19 protein-coding genes, 2 tRNA genes, 3 pseudogenes and 2 other annotated features are annotated in these 21,602 nt (G+C 67.5%); of the genes and pseudogenes, 14 read left to right on the top strand and 10 right to left on the bottom strand.

Features of this window, described 5'->3' with window-relative positions:
• Window positions 1-17: 17 nt before the first annotated feature.
• From JSQ78_RS04015 to JSQ78_RS04030, 4 genes are read right to left on the bottom strand one after another with little or no spacing between them, the layout of a single operon-like run.
• Window positions 18-992: a zinc-binding dehydrogenase gene (locus tag JSQ78_RS04015; RefSeq protein ID WP_211449584.1), complete on the bottom strand. Its 975-nt coding sequence runs from the start codon at window positions 990-992 to the stop codon at window positions 18-20.
• A 49-nt stretch (window positions 993-1,041) separates the two neighbouring features.
• The gene (locus JSQ78_RS04020) at window positions 1,042-1,872 is read right to left on the bottom strand and encodes an aldo/keto reductase (RefSeq protein ID WP_211449585.1); all 831 of its coding nucleotides are present in this window, start codon (window positions 1,870-1,872) and stop codon (window positions 1,042-1,044) included.
• Window positions 1,873-1,910: 38 nt separating this feature from the next.
• Window positions 1,911-2,369 carry a GAF domain-containing protein gene (locus JSQ78_RS04025; RefSeq protein WP_211449587.1) on the bottom strand — a complete coding sequence of 153 codons (459 nt, stop codon included), beginning with the start codon at window positions 2,367-2,369 and terminating at the stop codon, window positions 1,911-1,913.
• Window positions 2,370-2,422: 53 nt separating this feature from the next.
• Window positions 2,423-2,593 carry a hypothetical protein gene (locus JSQ78_RS04030; protein WP_211450669.1) on the bottom strand — a complete coding sequence of 57 codons (171 nt, stop codon included), beginning with the start codon at window positions 2,591-2,593 and terminating at the stop codon, window positions 2,423-2,425.
• 125 nt (window positions 2,594-2,718) lie between these two features.
• On the opposite strand from JSQ78_RS04030, the pseudogene JSQ78_RS04035 reads away from it, so the two are divergent.
• The 4 genes and pseudogenes from JSQ78_RS04035 to JSQ78_RS04050 all read left to right on the top strand — a co-directional run.
• A pseudogene (locus tag JSQ78_RS04035) lies at window positions 2,719-2,935 on the top strand (DJ-1/PfpI family protein); the annotation flags it as partial.
• Window positions 2,932-3,234, top strand: coding sequence for a putative quinol monooxygenase (locus tag JSQ78_RS04040; protein WP_075818624.1), 303 nt, complete (start codon window positions 2,932-2,934; stop codon window positions 3,232-3,234). The pseudogene JSQ78_RS04035 and the gene JSQ78_RS04040, both read left to right, overlap by 4 nt.
• 141 nt (window positions 3,235-3,375) lie before the next feature.
• On the top strand, window positions 3,376-4,506 hold the full coding sequence (locus JSQ78_RS04045) for an NAD(P)/FAD-dependent oxidoreductase (RefSeq protein WP_211449589.1): 1,131 nt from the start codon (window positions 3,376-3,378) through the stop codon (window positions 4,504-4,506).
• Between the two features lie 51 nt (window positions 4,507-4,557).
• Window positions 4,558-5,012, top strand: a pseudogene (locus JSQ78_RS04050) (transposase); the annotation flags it as partial.
• Window positions 4,845-4,973 (top strand) — a sequence feature (AL1L pseudoknot). (Overlaps the previous pseudogene by 129 nt.)
• 664 nt (window positions 5,013-5,676) lie before the next feature.
• Here the strand turns inward: JSQ78_RS04050 and JSQ78_RS04055 are convergent.
• The 3 genes and pseudogenes from JSQ78_RS04055 to JSQ78_RS04065 form a co-directional block, all read right to left on the bottom strand.
• A complete protein-coding gene (locus JSQ78_RS04055) occupies window positions 5,677-6,147 on the bottom strand; it encodes a hypothetical protein (protein ID WP_211449592.1) in 471 nt (156 codons plus the stop codon).
• A 12-nt stretch (window positions 6,148-6,159) separates the two neighbouring features.
• Window positions 6,160-6,972, bottom strand: a pseudogene (locus JSQ78_RS04060) (ISL3 family transposase); the annotation flags it as partial.
• A 29-nt stretch (window positions 6,973-7,001) separates the two neighbouring features.
• A protein-coding gene (locus tag JSQ78_RS04065; RefSeq protein ID WP_502756133.1) for an IS3 family transposase occupies window positions 7,002-8,302 on the bottom strand; the annotation gives its coding sequence in 2 pieces (ribosomal slippage) (window positions 7,002-8,020 and window positions 8,020-8,302; 1,302 coding nt in all).
• Window positions 7,872-8,024, bottom strand: a sequence feature (AL1L pseudoknot). It overlaps the preceding gene by 153 nt.
• Before the next feature lie 122 nt (window positions 8,303-8,424).
• Here JSQ78_RS04065 and JSQ78_RS04070 point away from each other — a divergent pair.
• Complete coding sequence (locus JSQ78_RS04070) at window positions 8,425-9,735, top strand: ISL3 family transposase (protein WP_211449596.1); 1,311 nt, start codon at window positions 8,425-8,427, stop codon at window positions 9,733-9,735.
• Here JSQ78_RS04070 and JSQ78_RS04075 read toward each other — a convergent pair.
• Window positions 9,704-10,216 carry a hypothetical protein gene (locus JSQ78_RS04075; protein WP_211449598.1) on the bottom strand — a complete coding sequence of 171 codons (513 nt, stop codon included), beginning with the start codon at window positions 10,214-10,216 and terminating at the stop codon, window positions 9,704-9,706. The genes JSQ78_RS04070 and JSQ78_RS04075 overlap by 32 nt on opposite strands.
• A 381-nt stretch (window positions 10,217-10,597) precedes the next feature.
• On the opposite strand from JSQ78_RS04075, the gene JSQ78_RS04080 reads away from it, so the two are divergent.
• The 9 genes from JSQ78_RS04080 (at window position 10,598) to JSQ78_RS04120 (ending at window position 21,210) form a co-directional block, all read left to right on the top strand.
• On the top strand, window positions 10,598-10,687 hold the full coding sequence (locus tag JSQ78_RS04080; RefSeq protein ID WP_125107150.1) for a potassium-transporting ATPase subunit F: 90 nt from the start codon (window positions 10,598-10,600) through the stop codon (window positions 10,685-10,687).
• A complete protein-coding gene (kdpA, locus tag JSQ78_RS04085; protein WP_211449599.1) occupies window positions 10,687-12,357 on the top strand; it encodes a potassium-transporting ATPase subunit KdpA in 1,671 nt (556 codons plus the stop codon). Before JSQ78_RS04080 ends, kdpA begins: the two co-directional genes overlap by 1 nt.
• Before the next feature lie 3 nt (window positions 12,358-12,360).
• Window positions 12,361-14,523, top strand: a complete 2,163-nt coding sequence (kdpB, locus tag JSQ78_RS04090) for a potassium-transporting ATPase subunit KdpB (protein WP_211449601.1) — start codon at window positions 12,361-12,363, stop codon at window positions 14,521-14,523.
• 24 nt (window positions 14,524-14,547) lie between these two features.
• On the top strand, window positions 14,548-15,162 hold the full coding sequence (gene kdpC / locus JSQ78_RS04095; RefSeq protein WP_211449603.1) for a potassium-transporting ATPase subunit KdpC: 615 nt from the start codon (window positions 14,548-14,550) through the stop codon (window positions 15,160-15,162).
• A 2-nt stretch (window positions 15,163-15,164) separates the two neighbouring features.
• Window positions 15,165-17,660 (top strand): ATP-binding protein, encoded by a 2,496-nt coding sequence (locus tag JSQ78_RS04100; protein WP_211449604.1) that lies wholly within the window; start codon window positions 15,165-15,167, stop codon window positions 17,658-17,660.
• A complete protein-coding gene (locus tag JSQ78_RS04105) occupies window positions 17,657-18,349 on the top strand; it encodes a response regulator (RefSeq protein ID WP_283245032.1) in 693 nt (230 codons plus the stop codon). Before JSQ78_RS04100 ends, JSQ78_RS04105 begins: the two co-directional genes overlap by 4 nt.
• A gap of 112 nt (window positions 18,350-18,461) precedes the next feature.
• Window positions 18,462-19,717 (top strand): IS3 family transposase gene (locus JSQ78_RS04110; protein ID WP_211449606.1). Its coding sequence is split into 2 segments (ribosomal slippage): window positions 18,462-18,732 and window positions 18,732-19,717, totalling 1,257 coding nucleotides; the frame shifts between segments, so codons are not numbered across the junction.
• Between the two features lie 64 nt (window positions 19,718-19,781).
• The gene (locus JSQ78_RS04115; RefSeq protein ID WP_211449608.1) at window positions 19,782-19,997 is read left to right on the top strand and encodes a helix-turn-helix transcriptional regulator; all 216 of its coding nucleotides are present in this window, start codon (window positions 19,782-19,784) and stop codon (window positions 19,995-19,997) included.
• Window positions 19,981-21,210 carry a tyrosine-type recombinase/integrase gene (locus JSQ78_RS04120; protein ID WP_211449610.1) on the top strand — a complete coding sequence of 410 codons (1,230 nt, stop codon included), beginning with the start codon at window positions 19,981-19,983 and terminating at the stop codon, window positions 21,208-21,210. The genes JSQ78_RS04115 and JSQ78_RS04120 overlap by 17 nt, the downstream gene beginning before the upstream one ends.
• Window positions 21,211-21,407: 197 nt before the next feature.
• Here JSQ78_RS04120 and JSQ78_RS04125 read toward each other — a convergent pair.
• Window positions 21,408-21,481: transfer RNA gene (locus tag JSQ78_RS04125), tRNA-Pro, on the bottom strand.
• Window positions 21,482-21,502: 21 nt separating this feature from the next.
• Window positions 21,503-21,573: transfer RNA gene (locus JSQ78_RS04130), tRNA-Pro, on the bottom strand.
• Between the last annotated feature and the right edge of the window lie 29 nt (window positions 21,574-21,602).

Genomic DNA, 21,602 nt, shown 5'->3' on the forward strand with positions numbered 1-21,602 from the left:
CGTGGGCGCGACCCAGGCTACGGCCGCAGCTGCACCTTGCCGACGCGGCCAGCCGTCAGGCTCGCGCGCACCGCCTCTCGCACGTCCTCGAAGGGATGCGTGCTCGAGACCGGGAGCGTGAGCGTGCCCTCGCCGATGCGCTCGCCGAGCTCGGCGAAGAGCCGCTCGCGCGTCGCGCGGTCCATCGTGCGGCCCACAGTGCTGCCCCAGAAGCCGCGCACGGTCGTGTGCTTGAAGATGAGGTCGCCGGAGGAGAGTTCGAGGGTCGGGGCGGCCATCGCGCCGAAGACGACGAGCGTGCCGCCCTCATCGAGCACCGAGAGCACGTCGCCGGCAGCCGGCCCGCCGACCGAGTCGACGCCGGCGACGATGCGCCCGTCGCCCGCGAGCTCGCGGACGCGCTCGCGCCAATGGTCCTCCGACGTCGCGACGGTGCCCTCGATGCCGGCCTCGCGCAGCTCCTCGACCGCCTCCCGGCGCCGCACGAGGCCGATGACGCGGATGCCGCGGCCGGGCGCGAGCTGCGCGACCATGCGGCCGACCGCACCGTTCGCCGCGTTCTGCACGAGCACGTCGCCCTCGGCGAGGTCGAGGCTCTCGAGCAGGCTCACGGCGCTGAACGGCATCGCGACGAGCTGGGCGGCCGCGCTGTCGGGCAGCCCATCCGGCGCCGGCACGAGGCCGCGCGCGTCGGCGACGAACGACTCCGCCCAGACGCCGAAGGCGCCTGCGACGACGCGGTCGCCGATCGCGAGGCCGTCGACGCCCTCGCCGAGCGCCTCGACGACGCCGACGGCCTCGGTGCCGCTGCCCGCGGGCAGCTCGGGCTTGAAGCCGTAGGTGCCGCGCACGGTCCAGAGGTCGTGGTTGTGGATGGTGGCGAGCGTCGTGCGCACGCGCACCTGGCCCGGCCCGGGCTCGGGCGTGGGTCGCTCCGCGACGTGCAGCACGTCCTCGGGCTCGCCGAATCGGTCGTGGACGATGGCGCGCATGTGCGCTCCCTTCGGTCGGTGGTTCGTTCGTGATGGATGCGCGGCGGCGTCACATCTCCTCGTACGACGCTGGGTCCTGGTCGGCGAGCCGCCCGTCGGGCCGCCCCAGCGCGGTGATCGCCGCGACCTCGTCGTCCGCGAGCGCCACGTCGAGTGCGCCGAGGTTCTCTCGCTGCCGCTCGGCCGACGCGGCCTTCGGCAGCGGCACGGCGCCGCGCGCGATCGCCCACGCGAGCAGCACTTGCGCGGGCGTCGCGCCATGCGCGCGGGCGATCTCCACGACCTCGCCTCGCTCGAGCAGGTCGTTGCCCCGCCCGAGCGGGCTCCACGCCTGCGTGATGATGCCGTGCTCGCGGTCGTAGGCGAGCTGCTCCTCCTGCGGGAAGTACGGGTGCAGCTCGATCTGGTTGACCTCGGGCAGCACACCCGTCTCCGCGTGCAGGCGCTCGAGGTGCTCGGGCAGGAAGTTGCACACGCCGATCGCGGCCACGAGCCCACGCTCCTTCGCCTCGATGAGCGCGCCCCACGCATCCACGTACTTGCCGACGCGCGGGTTCGGCCAGTGGATGAGGTAGAGGTCGAGCCGCTCGAATCCGGTGCGCGCGACGCTCTCCTCGATCGTCGCGAGCGCCGCGTCGCGCTCGTGGTGGCGGCCGGGCAGCTTCGACGTGATGATGAGGTCGTCACGACGACCGGATGCGCGCACGGCGGCACCGACCGTGCCCTCGTTCTCGTAGTTGAAGGCGGAGTCGAGCAGCGTGTAGCCCTGCTCGATCGCGCGGCCGATCGCGTCGGCGCCCGCGCGGCCCTTGAGCTTGTAGGTGCCGAAGCCGAGCACTGGCAGCTCGAGGCCGCTGTGGGCGGTGGTGGTGGGGATCACGGATGCGCTCCTCTCGGCAGGCGGGACGCCTGTCCGCGTCACCCTACGCCGCGCGCCCAGAGCGCCGCCGAGAGCCGCGAGACGGCCGGGTCGTGCGTGCGCTGCCAGTTGCGGCCGCCGCGAGAGAAGGTCGCTCGCACCGCGGGCGGCACGTCGGCGTCGGACACGGGCTCCGCCAGCCACGCGCACGGCCGCACGTGCACGAGGTCGACCGCCGACGCATCCGGGCTCGCGTCGTAGCGCCACGGCCCCGCGAGCCGCCCGAGCCAGGCGAGCCCGTCGCCGTCGCGAGTCCAGACGAAGGCGCCGTCGGGCGCGTCGGCGAAGCGCTCGATGCGAGCGGCGAGCCGCTCGTCGTGCTGCTCGGCGGCGACCGTCGCCGCCTCGGCGACGGTGCGCGGCACCGGGTCGAGCACGCCACCCATGCCGACGACCCCTTCGGTGAGCGCCCGTTCGACGGCGGCGCCTTCGGGGACGGCGGGCAGCCGCGAGCGCATCGGGGCGCGGTACACGGGCGGCTCGAGCTCGGGGCGCTCACCCGATGTCGCGGTCAGTGGTCCTGCGGCCGGTGCTCGGCCGTGTCCGGTTCCGATCGAACGACGTCAGCGATCTCCTCCTCGGGACGCGGCGGCACCTCCTGATCGGCCTCGAGCTCGGGGATGCTGTGCTCGTCAGCGCCGGGGATGTGCTGTGGCGCGGGCTGCTCCGCTGCTGGATGCACGATGGACCCTTCCGTCGAAGACGACCACAGCGTATGCGGTTCGCCTCCACGGCGGCACAGGGGCCTCAGCGCGCCTGCGGCCGGTACGCGAGCATCGCCGCGCCGTCGGCGACGAGCAGGACCCCGACGCCGTCGAAAGCGGCAAGCCCGTTGCGGCGATCTGTCACGGGCCGTGGACGTTGGTCGAGGCTGCGCAACGCCGGCGCCGACGTCGTCGACCAGGGCGTGGTGGTCGACAAGAATCTCGTCACCAGCCGCTCGCCGGAGGACCTGCCGGCGTTCTCCGAGGCGATAGTGTCCCAACTCGGGGGCGCCCCGACAAAGGAAGAGGAGAAGTCATGAGTGTGACCAAGGGATTGCTGGTCAGGTTTGACGCGTTGCCCGGGAAGGAGGACGACGTGAAGGAGTTCCTCGACAGCGGCCGTGCGCTTGTTGAGGACGAGCAGGCGACCACCGCGTGGTTCGCGATCCGACTCGGGCCGACCTCGTTCGGGATCTTCGACGTGTTCCCCGATGACGCCGGACGTGACGCCCACCTGTCCGGCCCTGTTGCGGTAGCTCTCGGCGAGCAGACCGGCACGTTGTTCTCCGAACCGACGATCGAGAAGCTCGACGTACTGGGCTCCAAGCTCCCCGCCTGACACCACAGACCGGGAGTACTGGCCGAGAGAGGAGGGGTCGCTGCGCGCGGTGACTTCGGGCTTGCACAGCCCGCTGACGTCGTGGCAGCGGCCCCTTCTCTTGCGGCCTATCGCTCATCACCAACAGATCGAGGAACCGCGATGACAGGAACTGACGACGGCGTTGCCTCGACGCGTTCACCCGAGGTAGCAGTGATCGGGGGCGGGATCGTCGGTCTGTCGACGGCGTACGCGCTGCGGGAGCAGGGCGTGTCGGTGCGCTTGTACGAGGCTGGTCTGCCCGGGACGGGTCAGTCCGCAGGCGAGGCGCGGATCTTCCGTCACGCCCACGACGACCCGCGACTCGTCGCTCTCGCACGCGAAAGCCGCGGCGTATGGGATGAGTGGGCCGAACACTTCGACGTCGAGCTGGTCTCATCAGACGGTGTCCTGGCGATCGGAGACAGCGCCCTGGCGCGGCTGCGGGTGCTCGACCAGGTCGGCGGCGTGGAAGCGCACGAGATCGATGCGGCCGAGGTCGCCCAGCGGATGCCGCTGCTCGCTGGGTACTCGGGGCCAGCGGTGCTCGACGAGTCGGGCGGCGCGATCCGCACCCGCGCCGCGATCACGGCACTCACGGGTGCCCTCGCAGATGCGGTCACCACCGGTGAGGTCATCTCCATCGATCCCCGCGCCGACGGGACGGTCGAGGTGCGCAGCGTCACCGACCGGGCTGTCTACTCGAAGGTGGTCGTGTGCGCGGGCCGCGAAACCGCCCGCCTGGCACGCAGCGTCGGCCTGTCGCTGCCGGTTCGCCTTGCCGCACACGTCAGGCTGACCTTCGACGTGAAAGCCGCCGCCCCGGCACGAGTCGCGTGCCTGCAGGACAGCAGCGGCGTCTTCGGCGAAGTCGGCGTCTACGCGACGCCGCTACCGGGCAACAGCAACTATTCAGTCGGACTCAGCGACACCGTCGGCGTCCGCGACGACGGAACTTTCATCGACCCGGCGGCGATTCGATCGCTGGACGAACGCGCACGCGAATACGTGACACGGGCGCTGCCCGGTCTCCACCCAGAGCCGCGCGACTTCCTTCACTGCTGGGTGACCGACCTCCCGTGGAGTGAGGACGGCGTGGCCGTGTGGGAGGCAGGCTCTGTCTTCTTCGTGGCCGGTCACAATCTGTTCAAGCAGGCACCTGCGCTGGGTCGCGCTCTTGCCCGGGCTGCGACCGGCGGCGGTCTCCGCGCCGAGCTCACGCCCGAAGCGCGCCTCGGCGAGGCCCAGGGCTAGGGCGAACCGCCCTGGGGTGTCCGGAGGCTCCATCGATTGGGGGATGGAGTCATGGCAGGTCCAAGCAAGTACCCGCGGGAGCTGCGGGAGCGCGCGGTCCGGACGGTTGTCGAGTCGATGGCCGCGGGCCGGTATCCGAGCGAGTTCGAGGCGATCCGTTCGATCGCGGGCAAGCTCGGCATCGGTTCGCCCGAGACGCTGCGGAAGTGGTTGCGGCAGTCGGAGGTCGATGGCGGCAACCGGCCGGGCAAGACGACGCGGGAGATCGCCGAGATCCGCGAGCTGAAGCGTGAGAACGCGGAGCTGCGGCGGGCGAACGAGATCCTCAAGGCGGCGTCGGCGTTCTTCGCGGCGGAGCCAGGCCGCCCACCGAAGTATTGACTGCGTTCACCGACGAGCACCGTGACGTGTTCGGGGTCGAGCCGATCTGCCGCGTGCTCTCGGAGCACGGCGCCACGATCGCCCCGTCGACGTACCACGACGCTCGCAAGCGGCCGCCCTCGAAGCGGGCGCTGAAGGCCGTCGATCGGCGTTCTGGTCCCCTTTTGGTCTCCTTATCCACAGGAGGAGCCGCCGCGAGACCCAGGAGCCTCTTCGGCGGCCGACGAGCACGTGCCCTCAGTCTGCTCAGGGGACCCGAGGGGGACCACCGAGAACTCGTCGCCAGACATGACGAAGCCCTGATGAGAATGGCTCCTCATCAGGGCTTTTCCGTCGGGCTGACAGGATTTGAACCTGCGACCCCTTGACCCCCAGGCGTCCAAACGACTCGATTCAACCCGAAAACCGCAGAATTCCGCCGATCAGATCATGCAGAGCATGTCACGCCATGCATGGTTTGCATGATTCTGGTCCCCTTCTGGTCCCCTCCATAGATCACCAGAGCAGGGGTTCCGGCAGAAGCTGGCGGCAGACCGATCCCCACCCCGCAGTGATACTCGCACGCCACTGCCGGGTCGGGACCAGAGGTCATCAGGCGGCAGCCGGTGCGAGAATGGGCGCGATCCGCCACCCCGCACTGAAAGTCCGGAGACGAAGTCTCGCTCTTCGCGGCACACGTCGCACATCAACTTTAAGTCGTGCTCACGGAATCCCGGAATGTTGTCATGTTCCTCGAGAATCGACCCTGCCCGACATGGGCAGAGCCTCGCCGTTCCCAGCAACAAGCGGTCAGTCCGCGAGCGCGAAGTCCAGCACGTCATCGGCAATGCCAACCGCAGGCCGTGGGTCTTCAAGAACCACATCGATCGGGATCCCGGATCCGCCCTCGATGTCGAGCTGGACGACAACCCGAACCTCGACCTCCGCGCTGGCCTCGAGGTAGTGATTGTTGAGTTCCCCGATAATGCTCACCTCGCCGTCGCCAGAGTGCCAGTCCCCTCGGTAAAGCCCCCCTTCGAGGGTCACGACAGCTGCTGCGGTTGCGATGATCACGTCAGGCGACGCAGGGTCCTCCTTGAAGGAGAACTCCGTCGTCTGGACGATGCCCGCGATGGCGGCGTCCTCAATCGCTGGCACAGTGAACTTCACGAACGAGGGGTAGCCGTAGTCGCCGCCGTAGATGAGCTGCTCGGAGACGCTCTCGTTCATGAGGTCATAGAGAGCGTCCGTGGCCGCCTTGACCAGGTCGACCTTCGCCACGGGAAAACGGGCTCATCGCATTTGAGGGTGTAGCACCGGTCTGAAGCCGCCGGCTTCGAGCAGGGACCGGGCGATGTAGTTGCTGAGGTTCCGGAAGCCGAGCGCGGAGCCGCGGAGGTGCTCAAGGCGACCGTTGATCGCCTCGGTCGGACCGTTCGAAGTGCCGGGTCGGTCGAAGTAGGCGAGCACGTCGGCGGCCCGTCGCTTCAGCGTCCGCCCGAGCTTGCCGATCTCCTTGAGCGCTTGCGGGACGCCCGATCCGATCGCTTCGATCAGCGCCTGCATCAACTGCTTCGCCTTCGCCCTGTCGGGCTCGCGGTAGGCGGTCACGAGCCGCTGATAGAACTCACACGTGACCTCGACCGCGCCATGCCGCTCATCGGCGAACAGCGCGTCCAGTCGCGCGCCTTGCCGATCGGTGAGGAACCGCAGCCCGGTGTGCAGGGTGCGGCGGGCGCCGTAGAGCGGATCGCCCTTGCGGCCTCGATGACCGTGGATGTGCTGCTGGACGCGCCTGCGGCAGTCGTCCAGCGCGTCGCCGGCAAGGCGGACGACGTGGAACGGATCCATGACCGCGACCGCGTCCGGCACCTCTTCCGCGGCAGCGGTCTTGAAGCCGGCGAAGCCGTCCATCGCCACCACCGTGAGTCGGTCGCGCCACGCTGTCGGGCGGGCCGCGAGCCAGGTCTTGAACGCCTGCTTCGAGCGGCCAGGGACCATGTCGAGCAGGCGTGCCGGGCCGGTGCCGTCGCGGATCGGGGTGAGGTCGATGATGACGGTCACGTATCTGTCGCCGCGCCTGGTGTGACGCCAGACATGCTCGTTGAAGCGCCCCGGGTTTCGTGGAGGCTCGGTTATCTGGAACCGGCTCCGACGGGAACCTGTTCTCCAACGTAGCTGACGGGTTCGTGGGATGCCCAGTGGGTGGCTTCGAACTCGGCGGGCGGAATGTGTCCGATCTCGCCGTGCAGGCGCCGGTGGTTGTACCAGTCGACGTGTTCGGCGACCGCGATCTCGACGTCGCGGATCGACGCCCACCCGCCCTTGGGGCGCATCATCGGGTTGCGGATGCACTCGGCCTTGAACAGCGAGTTCAGCGCCTCGGCCATCGCGTTGTCGTAGCTGTCACCGACCGTTCCGACGGACGCGACGGCGTCGGCTTCAGCGAGGCGCTCGGTGTAGCGAATCGCTCGATACTGCACTCCGGCATCGCTGTGATGGATCAGCCCGGTGATGTCCTGCCCTGCTCTGCGGCGCTCCCAGAGGCCCATGTCGAGCGCGTCGAGGGCGAGATCGGTGCGCAGCAACGTGGACACCTGCCAGCCGACGACACGACGGCTGAACACGTCGAGAATGAACGCGGCGTAGGTCCACCCGGCGTGGGTGCGGATGTAGGTCAGGTCCGCAACCCAGAGCTGGTTCGGTGCTGTCGCGGTGAACGCGCGCTTCACGAGGTCGGCGGGCCGGTCGGTCTCCGCGCCGTCCCCGAAGGTGGTCTTGCGGGTCTTGACGCGCCGAATGCCCTGGATGCCCGCGGCGCGCATCAGCCGCTCGACGGTGCAGCGGGCGACCTCGACGCCATCCCGGTTCAGGGCCGCATGGATCTTCCGGGCGCCGTAGACACCGAGGTTCGCCTTGTGGACCACCCGGATGTCCTCGGTCAGCTCCGCGTCTCTGACAGCCCGGGCAGACGGCGGCCGGCTCTTTGCGGCGTAGTAGGTGCTCGGGGCGATCTGGACGTCCGCGTCACGCAGGACCTGGCAGATCGGCTCGACCCCGAACCGGTCGCGGTGCTCGTCGATGTACTCGATGAGCACCGCGGTCGGCACCTCGGCTACTTCAGCTTGCGGTCGAGCTCCGCCGCGGCGAAAAACGCTGATGCCGTCTTCAGGATCTCGTTCGCCCGCCGCAGCTCCCGCACCTCGGCCTCAAGCTCCTTGATCTGCTGCGCCTCCGCGGTCCTCACCCCGGGCGCCTGCCCGGCGTCGATCTCGGCCTGTTTCACCCACCCGCGTAGCGTCTCAGGGTTGATCCCGAGCTGCTCGCCGATGCGCTGAAGCGCACCGGTCTTCCGCGCCGGGTCCTGTCGTGCCTCGACCGCGAGCCGCGTCGCGCGCTCACGCAACTCGTCCGGGTACTTCTTCGGTGCTGCCATGACTCTTATCCGGCTCTTCGCAGATGACGGTGTAGCCGGGGTCGAGCGCGTCGTCGGCGGGTAGGTGTCGAGGCCTCCCAGGATGGAGGTTCCTACGCCGGCCATCCGAGAGAGACCTCGACGTGTTCCACGCTACCTTCGCGACCCCTGACCTGACCACGTTCTGCGGCCTGGACGAGCTCGGTCTGGAGGTCGTCGGGCAGCGCCTCGAGCCGGATCGGGTGGTGCTGGAGTGCCGGCTGGCCGAGACCGATCCGTGGTGCCGGAGCTGCGGCGCCGAGGGCGTGCCGCGAGGCACGGTGACGCGTCGGTTGGCGCACGAGCCGTTCGGTCACCGGCCGACGACGCTGCTGGTGCGCGTGCGCCGCTACCGCTGCTCACCGTGCGGCCGGACGTGGCGGCAGGACACGACGGCGGCAGCGCCGGCGCGAGCGAAGCTCTCCCGCGGCGGTCTGCGGTGGGCGCTGGAGGGCATTGTCATCGACCACCTCTCGATGGCCCGCGTCGCGGCCGGGCTGGGCGTGGCCTGGCACACGGCCAACGACGCGGTGCTGGCCGAGGGACGGCGGCTGCTGATCGACGACCCGGCACGGCTGGAGGGCGTGACCACGCTCGGCGTTGACGAGCATGTCTGGCGTCACACCAGGCGCGGCGACAGATACGTGACCGTCGTCATCGACCTCACCCCGATCCGCGACGGCACCGGCCCGGCACGCCTGCTCGACATGGTCCCTGGCCGCTCGAAGCAGGCGTTCAAGACCTGGCTCGCGGCCCGCCCGACAGCGTGGCGCGACCGACTCACGGTGGTGGCGATGGACGGCTTCGCCGGCTTCAAGACCGCTGCCGCGGAAGAGGTGCCGGACGCGGTCGCGGTCATGGATCCGTTCCACGTCGTCCGCCTTGCCGGCGACGCGCTGGACGACTGCCGCAGGCGCGTCCAGCAGCACATCCACGGTCATCGAGGCCGCAGGGGCGTTCCGCTCTACGGCGCCCGCCGCACCCTGCACACCGGGCTGCGGTTCCTCACCGATCGGCAAGGCGCGCGACTGGACGCGCTGTTCGCCGATGAGCGGCATGGCGCGGTCGAGGTCACGTGTGAGTTCTATCAGCGGCTCGTGACCGCCTACCGCGAGCCCGACAGGGCGAAGGCGAAGCAGTTGATGCAGGCGCTGATCGAAGCGATCGGATCGGGCGTCCCGCAAGCGCTCAAGGAGATCGGCAAGCTCGGGCGGACGCTGAAGCGACGGGCCGCCGACGTGCTCGCCTACTTCGACCGACCCGGCACTTCGAACGGTCCGACCGAGGCGATCAACGGTCGCCTTGAGCACCTCCGCGGCTCCGCGCTCGGCTTCCGGAACCTCAGCAACTACATCGCCCGGTCCCTGCTCGAAGCCGGCGGCTTCAGACCGGTGCTACACCCTCAAATGCGATGAGCCTCTTATCCTCCGTGAGTTGAGAACCTCCACCGAACCCGGGGCGCTTCAGTGTGACGATTGGGTACGGCCAGGGAGCGGCACCGGATTCGCCGGGGATGAGCTCGATGGTGATGCTCTTCGTGGTTGAGGTGCGTCCGATCAGTCTGCACTCTGACCAGCGCGGGGTGACGCGGTCGAATGCGCAGTCGGTGAGCGCGACCTGTTTGTGTTTCTCGGTGTCGATGCGGAGCGTGACTCGGAAGAGCAGCACGGTCACGTCGTTTCCGATTCCTTGAGCGCGAGCCTGTGCGGGCTTGGGGTGCGGGAGGTCACCGGTGAGCACTGCTGGGGTGTCAGTGATCTCCACCAGTCTCATCAAGGACACCCCGCCCACCACGACATCCGAGGTGGTGGGGATGGTGTGCTCCGGCCAATGTCGAGGTTCGAGGGGGTCGGGGATGCTGCGTCTGAGGGTGGGAAGGATCTCGGTGAGAGTCATACCTGCAGTCCTACGCGGCCGCCGACTGGCACGGTATAGCTCCTCACAGAACTCATGCGCGCCTACCGGCCGGTCTTAACGGCCCTGGAAAAACCTGCCCGTGGCCCTCGTCGGACGCATGCACTCAGGCTTGACGGGGTCTCGCGTGAGGGGAATGTCAGAGTCGCGCGGTTCCTCGTATGGGTTCCGTTAGGACGCCTGTATCACGGTGGTCGGCGGGTGTTTGATCGGGAGTTGCACCCGCATCTCGGGTTGCGCGGCTAGTAGTCCTGCTGTCGCTCTTGTCCGAATGGAGCTTGTCTTGCTTGACATCGTCTACGTGCTGGGCGTGATCGCCCTGTTCGTTGCTGTCGGCCTCGTGGGGAAGGCGGTGGAGAAGCTGTGATCGTATTCGAGCTCCTCGCTGCCGGTCTCGCCATCGCCGCAGTCGTCTATCTTGTGTTCGCCCTCGTGAAGCCGGAGCGTTTCTGATGGAGTGGGGACTTCTCATCGCGGGCGTCGCCACGCTCGCCCTCGCCCTCGGTCTGCTGTATCGCCCCGTCGGGGATTACATGGCCTGGACCTTCACGACACGAAAGGACTGGGGTGTCGAGCGCGGCATCTACAAGGTCATCGGTGTCGATCCGAATCAGGAGCAGTCTTGGCAGGCGTATCTGCGATCGGTGCTGTACTTCTCGATCGTCGGCGTGCTTCTGCTTTTCCTACTGCAACGCACCCAGCAGTGGTTGCCGTACTCCCTCGGTAACGAGAACGTCGAATCGGGGGTCGCGTTTAACACGGCGATCTCGTTTGTGACGAACACGAACTGGCAGGCGTATTCGGGTGAGGCGCTGTCCTACACTGTCCAGTTCGCTGGTCTCGCCGTGCAGAACTTCGTGTCGGCGGCGACCGGCATCGCTGTCGCGATCGCCCTCGTGCGTGGTTTCGCGTACCGGAGGTCGGGGACGATCGGCAACTTCTGGGTCGACCTCGTTCGCGGCACGTTCCGCATCCTGCTGCCGATGTCGATCGTTGCAGCGATCGTTCTGATCGCCGGCGGTGTCGTGCAGAACTTCAACGGATACGTTGATGTGACCACAATCACCGGGGGCACGCAGACGATCCCGGGTGGCCCGGTCGCTTCCCAGGAAGCGATCAAGGAACTGGGCACGAACGGCGGTGGCTTCTACAACGCCAACGCTTCGCACCCGTTCGAGAACCCGACCGGCTGGACCAGCCTGTTCCAGTGCTTCCTGATCCTGCTGATCCCGTTCTCTCTTCCCCGTGCGTTCGGGAAGATCGTGGGCGACAACCGTCAGGGATACGCGATCCTCGCCGTCATGGGCACCCTTTACCTTGCCTCGACGTTCACGCTTGCCGCGTTCGAGTTCGCCGGCCGCGGCACCGCGCCCGAACTCGCCGGCGCGGCGATGGAAGGCAAGGAAACCCGCTTCGGCCTGGTGCAGTCCGTCATCTACGCCTCGACGACCACGCTGACTTCGACTGGGTCGGTGAACTCGATGCACGACTCCTACACTGCTCTTGGCGGAATGATGCCGATGCTGAACATGCTGCTGGGCGAGATCGCACCGGGTGGTGTGGGCGCAGGCCTGTACGGAATGCTGATCATCGCGGTGATTGCCGTGTTCGTCGCGGGGCTTCTCGTGGGCCGCACGCCGGAGTACCTGGGCAAGAAGATCGGCCCTCGTGAGATGAAGCTCGCGAGCATGTACATCCTCGTGATGCCGATCCTCGTTCTCGGCGGTGTGGCGCTCAGCTTCGCGATCCCCGCATTGCGGGGCAGCATCGTCGATGAGTCGCTTGCGAATACCGGATCGCACGGTCTGTCTGAGGTGATCTACGCGTTTGCCTCCGCGTCGAACAACAACGGGTCTGCGTTCGCGGGTTTGACGGCCAGCACTCCGTGGCTGACCGCCGCACTCGGCGTCGCGATGCTGCTGGGCCGGTTCCTGCCGATCGCTCTCGTCCTGGCGCTGGCCGGGTCGCTGGCCGCGCAGGACAAGGTCCCCGCCACGGCTGGCACGCTGCCGACACACCGCCCACTGTTCGTCGGCCTCACGGTCGGTACCGCGGTCCTGGTGACCGCACTCGTTTTCTTCCCCGTTCTCACGCTGGGTCCCCTGGCGGAAGGGCTGCTGTAAACCATGTCCACCATCACTCACACCCCGTCATCCCCAGAAACAGCGAAGCAGCCCGCAACGGCTGCTCCGCGAAAGACGCTCACCTGGGCGCACGTGCGCGCAGCGCTCCCCGGAGCACTGCGTAAGCTCAACCCTCGCGATCAGTGGCGCAACCCCGTCATGTTCATCGTTTGGGTCGGCGCCGCCCTCACGACACTGCTGGCGATCACCGAACCGTTCCTCGGCGGTCCCGCCGCCTCCGGCGGCACCAGCGTCCCGTGGTCGTTCACCTGGATCATCGCCGTCTGGCTGTGGCTGACCGTCGTGTTCGCGAACCTCGCCGAGTCGATCGCGGAAGGCCGTGGCAAAGCGCAGGCAGACACGCTGCGCAAAACCCGCACCAGCACCACGGCGCATCGTCTCGTCAGCTACCACCCGACTACGGATGCGCCGGCGGAGGAAGCCCTCATCAAAGATGTGTCATCGGCCGATCTACGTCTCGGAGACATCGTTGTTGTCTCGGCCGGAGAGCTGATCCCCGGTGACGGCGACATCGTCTGGGGCATCGCAAGCGTGGACGAATCCGCCATCACCGGCGAGTCCGCACCCGTAGTCCGTGAGTCCGGGGGTGACCGCTCCGCAGTCACCGGCGGCACCCGTGTGCTGTCGGACCGGATCGTAGTCAGCATCACCTCCAAGCCGGGCGAGACGTTCGTGGACCGGATGATCGCGCTCGTTGAAGGTGCCGCCCGCCAGCGCACTCCCAACGAGATCGCACTGAACATCCTGCTCGCGTCACTGTCGATCGTGTTCGTCGTCGTCGCGCTCACCCTCAACCCGATCGCGTCCTACCCGGCGAGCCCGGCGAGCATCACCGTCTTGGTCGCGCTGCTGGTCTGCCTCATCCCGACAACGATCGGCGCGTTGCTCTCGGCCATCGGCATCGCAGGGATGGATCGGCTGGTGCAGCGCAATGTGCTCGCGATGTCCGGACGTGCGGTCGAAGCAGCCGGTGACGTGACGACCCTGCTGCTGGACAAGACCGGCACCATCACCTACGGAAACCGCCGCGCCAGCGCCTTCGTCCGCTTCAACGGGGTCCGTGAACAGGAACTCATCGAAGCCGCCGCCCTATCCTCACTCGCCGACCCGACCCCTGAAGGCAAGTCCATCGTCGACCTCGCTCACTCCGAGGGCATCGACGTGACGACCGACCCTCGTGGTGAGATCGTGCCGTTCACCGCGCAGACCCGCATGTCGGGACTCGACTTGTCCGACGGCACGCAGATCCGCAAGGGCGCCGGGAGCGCGATCGTCGGCTGGCTCGAGGAGGACGGAGCGCGGCTGCCCAGCAGCGAACTGGCCGAACTCGACGAGCACGTCGAGCACATCTCCCAGTCCGGCGGAACCCCCCTGGTCGTCGCCGTGAAGTCCGCAAACGGGACGCGCCGGGTCCTCGGCGTCGTCCATCTCAAGGACATCGTGAAGGAAGGACTGACCGAGAGGTTCGCGGAGCTGCGCGCAATGGGCATCCGCACCGTGATGGTGACCGGTGACAATCCGCTCACCGCCGCGGCGATCGCCAAGGAAGCCGGCGTCGACGACTTCCTCGCCGAGGCGACCCCGGAGCAGAAACTCGCCTACATCCGCAAGGAGCAGGACGGCGGCAACCTCGTCGCGATGACCGGTGACGGCACCAACGACGCCCCCGCGCTCGCGCAGGCAGACGTCGGCGTCGCGATGAACACGGGCACCTCGGCGGCGAAAGAGGCCGGCAACATGGTCGATCTCGACTCCGACCCGACCAAACTCATCGACATCGTCGCCATCGGCAAGCAACTGCTCATCACCCGGGGAGCGCTCACCACGTTCTCGATCGCCAACGACATCGCGAAATACTTCGCGATCATCCCCGCGATCTTCATGGGCGTGTTCCCGCAACTCGCGGCGCTGAACATCATGGGGCTGCACTCACCGGCATCCGCCGTGCTGTCCGCGGTGATCTTCAACGCGATCGTGATCGTCTTCCTCGTTCCTCTCGCCCTGCGCGGCGTGAAGTACAGGCCGATGAATGCATCGAAGATCCTCGGCCGCAACCTTGCCGTCTACGGCTTGGGCGGCATCATCACCCCCTTCATCGGCATCTGGCTCATCGACCTGCTCGTGCGCCTGATCCCCGGCTTCTGACACCTTCGAAAAGGAACACACATCATGAACACTGCCACCCGCAGTGGCGGACGCACCTTGTGGGTCGCCACCCGCGCCCTGCTCATGTTCACCGTCGTCCTCGGAATCGGCTACACCCTGCTGATCACCGGGATCGGGCAGCTCGCCTTCCCCGCGCAAGCGAACGGAACCCCGCTGACCACGAAAGATGGAGACGTCGTCGGCTCGTCGCTGATCGGACAATCGTTCACCGACGAGGACGGGAACCCGCTGCCGGAGTACTTCCAGAGCAGGCCCTCGGCGGCCGGTGACGGGTACGACGGCACCTCCTCCTCCGGTACCAACCAGGGACCCGAGAGCGAGGACCTCATCGCCGTGATCGCCGAGCGCAAGACCCAGATCGCGGAGTTCAACGGGGTAACCGAGGATGAAGTACCCGCCGACGCGGTCACCGCATCCTCCTCAGGGCTCGACCCGCACATCAGTCCCGAGTACGCGGCGATTCAGATCAACCGGGTCGCCGAAGCCCGCGGCATCCCGGCTGAGCAGGTGCGGGAACTGGTCGAGGCGCACACCCAGGGGCCGGATGCCGGCTACCTGGGAGAATCGAGGGTGAATGTGCTGGAACTGAATATCGCCCTGGACGAGTTGGAGGACTAATCATGCCGAATCGGGGGCAGCTACGGGTGCTGCTCGGGGCTGCCCCCGGCGTCGGCAAGACCTTCACCATGCTGGAGGACGGTCGGCGCCTGCTCGGAGAGGGGAAGGACGTCGTCCTCGGGATCGTCGAGACCCACGGCCGGGCTGCCACCGCCACGATGACTGAGGGTATCCCCGCCGTCCCGCGTGCCCTCGTCGAACATCGTGGCGTCACGCTTGAGGAGATGGATTTGGAAGCGGTGCTGGACCGCAAGCCTGCCGTCGCGCTCGTCGACGAACTCGCGCACACCAACGCACCCGGGTCGAAGAACGACAAACGGTGGCAGGACGTCGAAGAACTCCTCGCTGCGGGGATCGACGTGATCTCCACCCTCAACATCCAGCACATCGAATCTCTCAACGATGTCGTTGAGCAGATCACCGGCGTCCCGCAGCGCGAAACCGTCCCGGATAGCTTCCTGCGCGGGGCCGAGCAGATCGAGGTCGTCGATCTCGCGCCCCAAGCCCTCCGGGATCGACTCAGCGGCGGGTTCGTGTACCCGGCTGAACGCATCGATGCCGCCCTGTCGAACTACTTCCGTCTCGGGAATCTCACCGCGCTGCGCGAACTCGCCCTCATCTGGCTCGCCGATGAAGTCGACCAAGCGTTGAAGGGATACCGGAAAGATCACGGCATCGATAGCACCTGGGAGGCCCGCGAACGCGTCGTCGTCGCCCTTACCGGCGGCCCCGAGGGCGAAACACTGCTGCGTCGCGGCGCACGCATCGCCGCCCGTTCTGCCGGCGGAGAACTCATCGCCGTGCACATCACCAGCCAAGACGGGCTCCGCTCAGGCAACCCGGCAACCTTGGCAGAGCAGCGGGCGCTCGTGGAGAAACTCAACGGCACCTACCACCAGGTCATCGGCGACGACATTCCCACCGCACTGGTGGAGTTCGCCCGCTCCGTCAACGCCACCCAGCTCGTCCTCGGCGCCAGCCGCCGCGGACGAGTTACCGCAGCATTCACCGGACCCGGCATCGGCGCGACTGTGGTCCGCGAGTCCGGCGACATCGACGTGCACATGGTCAATCACGCCGCCGCCGGGAAACGCTTCACCCTGCCGCCGCTCACCGGGTCACTCACTCGTAAACGTCGCATTCTCGGGTTCGTTGTCGCACTTCTCGGCGGTCCTGCCCTCACTGCACTGCTGACGCTGTTTCGTAGCGAAGACTCCATCACCACGGACGTTCTCTCCTATCAGCTCCTCGTCGTCATCGTCGCCCTGGTCGGTGGGATCTGGCCGGCCCTGTTCGCTGCGGTGCTGTCCGGGATCACCCTGGATTTCCTGTTCATCGAGCCGTTGTACACGATCCACATCCACCAGTCCCACCACCTCCTTGCCCTCATCCTGTACGTCGTGATCGCGAGCCTGGTGAGCTTCATCGTCGACCGTGCCGCCCGCTACACCCGTGCTGCCCGCAGATCCGCCGCCGAATCCGAACTCATCCAGACCATCGCCGGCAGCGTCCTGCGTGGTGACAACGCGATCCAGGCACTCATCGACCGCACCCGCGAAGCATTCCAACTCCCCGGCGTCCGTCTCATGCGCGGCGACGACGTCCTCGCCAGGTCGGGTGAACCCGTGCCCGACAACCACCACACCAGCATCCGCGTCACCGACGACACCACCCTCGAACTGCACGGCCCCGATCTCGCCGCGGCGGAGCAACGCCTCCTTGCGGTCGTCTCCGCCCAACTCACCGCCGCCCTCGAACACCAGCACCTCACCCAGACGGCGAAGCAGATCGAACCGATCGCAGCATCCGACCGGGTCCGCGGCGCCCTTCTGTCGGCTCTCAGCCATGATCTGCGCCGCCCGCTGGCAGCAGCAGCAGCTGCCGTCGGCGGGCTCAAAGCGGCAGGACCCGACCTGGCGTCCAATGACAAGAAGGAACTCCTCGACACCGCCGATGAGAGCCTCGCAGCCCTCGCGGCTCTCGTCACCGACCTCCTCGACGTCAGCCGACTACAAGCCGGGGTCCTCACGATCGCCGACATCCCCACCGACCCGGCAGAGACCATCGCCCCAGCCCTCGACGAACTCCACCTCGGCCCTACCGACGTCACCCTCAACCTCGCCCACGGCGACGCGCTCGCCGACGCCGACCCCGTACTCCTGCAACGAGTCCTGGTGAACCTCCTCGCCAATGCCCACCGCTACACCCCGGCCGGCACACCGATCCATGTCAGCACCAGCACCTTCGGTGACCGGCTCGAGATCCGCATCATCGACCGCGGCCCCGGCATCCCGCCCGAGAAGCTTGACGACATCTTCCTACCCTTCCAACGCCTCGGCGACACCGACAACACCACCGGCCTCGGCCTCGGCCTCGCACTCTCCCGCGGGTTCATCGAAGCGATGCACGGCACCCTCACCCCCGAAGACACCCCCGGGGGCGGGCTCACCATGGTCATCTCCCTCAACACCACCAGCACCAGCCAGGAGCAATCATGAGAATCCTGATCGCCGATGACGACCCGCAGATCCTCCGCGCCCTGCGCATCACGCTCACCGCCAAGGGCTACCAGATCTTCACCGCCGCTGACGGTGCCGAAGCGATCGCCGCCGCCATCGACCACCACCCCGACATCTTCCTCATCGACCTCGGCATGCCCAAGCTCGACGGCATCGAAGTCATCCACGGCATCCGCGGCTGGTCGCAGGCACCCATCCTCGTCGTCTCCGGACGTGCCGGCGCTGCTGACAAAGTCGAAGCCCTCGACGCCGGCGCGGACGACTACATCACCAAACCCTTCGCCGTCGAAGAACTCCTCGCCCGCATCCGCGCACTCACCCGCAGAGTCCCCCCAGACGACGCCACCCCCGTCGTCCACCTCGGCGCGGTGACCATCGACCTCGCCGCGCACAGCGTCACCCGCGACACTCCCGACGGGCAAAAGCAGATCCGCCTCACCCCCACGGAATGGCAGTTCATCGACATCCTCATCCGCAACGCCGGGAAGCTCGTCACTCGCCAAACCATCCTCACCACCATCTGGGGCACCGAACACGCCGAAGACACCGGCTACCTCCGCCTCTACGTCTCCCAGCTGCGACGCAAGCTCGAAGAAGACCCCACCAACCCCGTGCATCTCCTGACCGAGCCGGGCATGGGCTACCGTCTCGACGGCATGACCACCTGACCTTCGCGACGCCGACGCAACCATGCGTATCCTCGACACCATCGGCTTCATCGGTGAACCGTCCCCGGTTTGATGCCGGTTCCTTTCGAGTCTGGAAGGAAAGATAGTCATCATGCCGAAGCAGATCCCGGAGGAGACGAAGCAGCGAGCGGTCCGGCTCGTGCTCGATCATCTCGATGAGTATCCGAACCTGACGACCGCGTGCGAGACGGTCTCGAAGCGGCTCGGCTTCGGGGCCGAGTCGCTGCGCCGATGGGTGCGGCAGGCGCAGGTCGATGCCGGCGAGCGGCACGGCGCATCGACGAGCGAGTCGGAGCGCGTGCGGCGGCTGGAGCGGGAGAACCGAGAGCTGCGCGAGGCGAACGCGATCCTGCGCGACGCGGCAGTTTTCTTCGCCGGGGAACTCGACCCCCGACGCCGCTGATCGTCGCGTTCATCGACGAGCAGCGAGCCAAGGGACGCGCGGTCGAGTCGATCTGCCAGGTCCTGCGTCAGCAGGGCGTGCGGGTCGCCGCGCGGACCTACCGGGCGTGGAAGCGCGCCGAGCCCAGCAGCCGAGACCTCGCCGACGCGGTCGTGATCGACGCGCTCCTGGCGACGGTGGGCACGCCGGAGGGCATGTACGGGCGGCGGAAGATGACGGCGCATCTGCGCCGGAGCGGCCACGACGTGTCCCAGCGGCGCGTGGACCGGCTCATGCGTGATCTCGGCCTCAACGGCCGGGTCCGCGGCCGCGGCGTGCGCACGACGGTCCCGGATCGGAACGCCGAGCGCGCGCCGGATCTGCTCGAGCGCGACTTCACCGCGCCGGCCCCCAACCAGCGCTGGGTGGCGGACTTCACCTACGTGCGCACCTGGGCCGGGTTCGTCTATGTGTCGTTCGTGATCGACTGCTTCTCGCGCGCGATCGTCGGCTGGCAGGCGGCGACCACGAAGACCACGCCGCTGGTGACCACCGCGCTGCGCATGGGTCTGTGGCGGCGCGACCGAGCCGGCCGCCCAGCGCTCGACGGACTGGTCCATCACAGCGATGCCGGGTCGCAATTCACGTCCGTGAGCTTCGCCGAGACGCTCGCGCTCGAGGGCATCGCCGCCTCGATCGGCTCGATCGGCGACGCCTACGACAACGCGCTCGCCGAGTCCACGATCGGGCTGTTCAAGACCGAGGCGATCCGAGACGACTCACCGTTCCGGACCGGGCCGCTCAAGCAGCTCGAGGACGTCGAGTGGGTGACGGCCGAGTGGGTCGACTGGTACAACGCCAGGCGCCTGCACTCGACCCTCGGCGACGTCCCGCCCGAGGAGTTCGAGACCGCGTACTATGCTGACCTCGAAACGCCAACCCACCCGGTGCTGGCACCCGCATAGGAGCGGCAGAGAACCGGGGACGGTTCATCTACCGCTCCCTCGATCCGGCCACGGGTGAAGTCTCATGACCGGCGCGCCAGAGCCCACCGTCTCCTCACCGCTGCTGCACAGTCGTGATGTCGCCGCCTACCTGAAGGTGTCGGAATCCACGCTGTCGCGGTGGCGCTCGGCAGGCACGGGGCCGCCATTCATTCGCATGAGCGGTATCGCGCGGTATCGCATCGACGCCGTCGACGCGTGGTTGACCGAACTCGAGCACGACCATGCCGCGCAAGGGTGAGCCGCTCCCGAAGGCCGATCCGAAACCGGTGCCACCTATCGGGGTGAAAGTCTCCACCGACATGGAGCGCCGCTCCTACGGAATCCGTGCGCGGGCCAGGTGGACTGATCCGATCACGAAGCGCCGTGTGATCCGGTCTGAGATCGTTCCTGATGAGGCCGCTGCTCACGCGTTCTTCGACCAACTGCGGAACTCTTCCGTTAAGGGCATGGATACGACCATGACGTTGACGGAGTTCGTCACCTCGATCGGTGACCGGTGGGCGCGAGGCCTGGACCCGACATCGACCGGCGAGACCTACGGGTTCGGGCTCAAGCTCCGTGTCCTGCCTGCACTGGGGCATCTGCCGGTGACGCAGATCACCGCGGGCATCATCGACCGGACCATCGACGGGTGGGAGCAACGCTACGGCGCATCCACGATCAAGAACTCGATCGCACCGCTCGTGCGTGTCCTCGATGAGGCGGTGCGAGACGGGCTGATCACCATCAACCCGGCGAAGAACCGTGCGAAGCGGAGCCTGAATCGGAACGCGTTCCGGACGCAGTCAGCCGAGCAGGCGTCACCACGCGCGCATGCCATCCCTGACATGAAGACGCTGAACAAGCTCGCGGCAGCCTGCGGCAAGGTCGACCAGTCCTACAGCGACTTCGTGATGCTCGCCGCGCTCCTCGCCGCACGCTCCTCCGAGGTGTCAGGCCTGCAAGTCGGTGATGTGAAGTTCGACAAGAACCTCGTCGTCATCGCGCGTCAGATCTTCCCCGGCAAAGGCGGGCTCGTCACCAAGCCGACCAAGAGCCGGAAGGAACGACGAGTGCCGATTCTCGAACCTCTCCGCCCCGTACTGGAACGGCTCACCGCGGGCAGACAACCAGAGGCGCAGCTTCTCGTCGGGCCGAAAGGCGGGGTCCTGACGACCGCGACCGTCCGCGACGCGACCAACTGGGACAAGATCGTCGCAGACCTCGGGCTTCCCGACCTCACCCGCCACGGGCTCCGCCACACCGGAGCCACCTGGATGGCCGACGCCGGCGTTCCCCTCCACGTGCTCCAAGAGATCCTGGGACACGCATCAATGGAAACCACCCGCGGATACCTTCACCCCGACGACCGCCACCTCGCATCCGCCGCAGAGCAAGCCAATGCCTTCCTCTCGCCCTCCGGGCAGAAGCGCCAGAACCCGCGCGGCAGGCCGTCCGCGCGAGGCATCTGACGACCGGAATCGGTGCCCGAGATGCTTCTGGTCCCCTTTTGGTCCCCTTATCCACAGGAGAGCGGGTTGCACCGCACGCACCGAGCCCGACGCCCGCATGCGGAAGCGTCCGCGGGGACCAGAGGGGGACCAACAAAAACCCGTCGCCGGACATGACGAAGCCCTGATGAAAATGGCTTCTCATCAGGGCTTTTCTGTCGGGCTGACAGGATTTGAACCTGCGACCCCCTGACCCCCAGTCAGGTGCGCTACCAAGCTGCGCCACAGCCCGTGGCATTCAATTTTCAGTTGTTCGGGCCGACCAGAGCGGGGTAAACCCCTTGACCCCCAGTCAAGTGCGCTACCAAGCTGCGCCACAGCCCGTCGCTCTCGCAATCGAGTCGCCCGGAGGC

Origin of the sequence: Agrococcus sp. Marseille-Q4369 (genome assembly GCF_018308945.1) — a bacterium.
Classification (GTDB): domain Bacteria; phylum Actinomycetota; class Actinomycetes; order Actinomycetales; family Microbacteriaceae; genus Agrococcus.